Source organism: Dickeya sp. MK7 (assembly GCF_000406305.1).
Lineage (GTDB): Bacteria > Pseudomonadota > Gammaproteobacteria > Enterobacterales > Enterobacteriaceae > Dickeya > Dickeya fangzhongdai.
Genome location: NZ_AOOO01000051.1, coordinates 1 through 1,479, shown reverse-complemented (window position 1 = coordinate 1,479; position 1,479 = coordinate 1). Strand labels below are relative to the sequence as shown.

Genomic DNA, 1,479 nt, shown 5'->3' with positions numbered 1-1,479 from the left:
GGGCGTGGGGGTATCGCGGGTGACCGCACCGTAACCGGCATTCAGGCTGCCCGCCTGCCCGGCCAGCGCCACGCTGCCGGCGCCGCTCAGGGCGGTAGTCGTGACGTTACCCGACGCCCCACCCAGCCCGCGGTCGGCCTGCGCCCCCACCGGGGTCGGCGCATTCACGCCGGCCAGCGTCGGCGTGGCAATCGACGGGATAAAGCCGCCGCTGCCCGGCTGTAAATTGGTGTTGCTGATATTCTGCGAGAAATTAGCGGTTATTGCGCCGCCGGCCTGGATGGTGGCGGTGTAGGACTGGCCGGGAGTGAATTCAGTGATGGGTTCGCCGTCCAGCCAAAACGAAAAACCATCTCGCATTGAGGATCCTTTATAGATATATTTTAATTTTTGACTGGTAGTCCCTGTCTGGTAAGACTGATTATTAAGTTGCCATCCACTTAAAAGCACATCTCGACGCCCCACAATACTGGACGCATTATTAAGCACATACCCTGCTGATATATTCAGATTACCCGATGAATTTATCTGTGCCATACCTCCCTGAACATTGACATCAAGGATCTTCTGACTGAGCGTGATAAACTGAGTATGTACTCTTTCCTCAAGAGCTTTTCGTTTAATAGTGGAGCAATGCTCGCTGTTGTCATTATTTCCGCCATGACAATTTTCAGTTTCACTAATTGTTATATCATCTGGCTTAAACCAGCTCTCCGGAATAGTTATCTTCGTCCCCCCCGCCCAGTCCGGCATCTCCGCCGCCGTACTGCCGCTCTCAATAACAGTCAAGCCTTCCCGCTGGTTGGTCAGCGTCCCGGTATTAATGCGGATATCCCCCCGCTGCGTCTCGATGGTGCCCGAACTGTTCAGCACGCTGCTGCTGGCATTGCCTGCCGCATCACGCTGTATCCACAGGCTGTTCCCCGCCAGGATGTTCCCGTACCGGTTCACCAGCGCGGCCGACAGCAGCTGCAGGTTGCCCCCGCCGTACAGCAGGCTGCTGTTGTCTATCAGCCCCCCGCCTGCATCAGCAGGTCGCCCGCCGTCCCGATAAATCCCCGGTTGGTGATATCGCCGCTCGCCAGCAGACTCAGCGGCCCGCCGCTCTGGATACTCCCGCTCTCGGTCTGGCTGATGGCCGCCGCCGACAGCGTGCTGTTGCCACTGCCCGCCACGATGCGGCCCTGCTGCGTCAGCGTGCCGGTGCTGCTCACCGTCACCCCGTTCCCCTGCAGCGTCCCCGCCTGCACCAGGTCGCCCGTCACGTTCAGCGTCAGCTGTCCCCCCGCCGCCAGCGTGCGCGTCAGGGTGAACGGGTTGCCGAGGTCCGCCCGCAGGTCGCCCAGCGCCGCCAGCTGACCGTTCTGCGTCAGCTGCCCGGTACGCAGCTGCAGCCCGCCCGCGCTGTACAGCCGCGCCCCGTCCGCGTTGGTCAGGCTCGCCGCCTGCAGCGCCAGCCGCGTCAGCCCCAGCAGCGTA

2 protein-coding genes are annotated in these 1,479 nt (G+C 61.3%); both read right to left on the bottom strand.

The window, feature by feature from the left end:
- Positions 1–360 (bottom strand): hypothetical protein (locus DXXMK7_RS23200; protein WP_305809612.1); only part of this gene is annotated, 360 nt, incomplete at its 3' end.
- A 650-nt stretch (positions 361–1,010) separates the two neighbouring features.
- A partial coding sequence (locus DXXMK7_RS23195; RefSeq protein WP_305809611.1) for a hypothetical protein occupies positions 1,011–1,479 on the bottom strand: 469 nt, incomplete at its 5' end.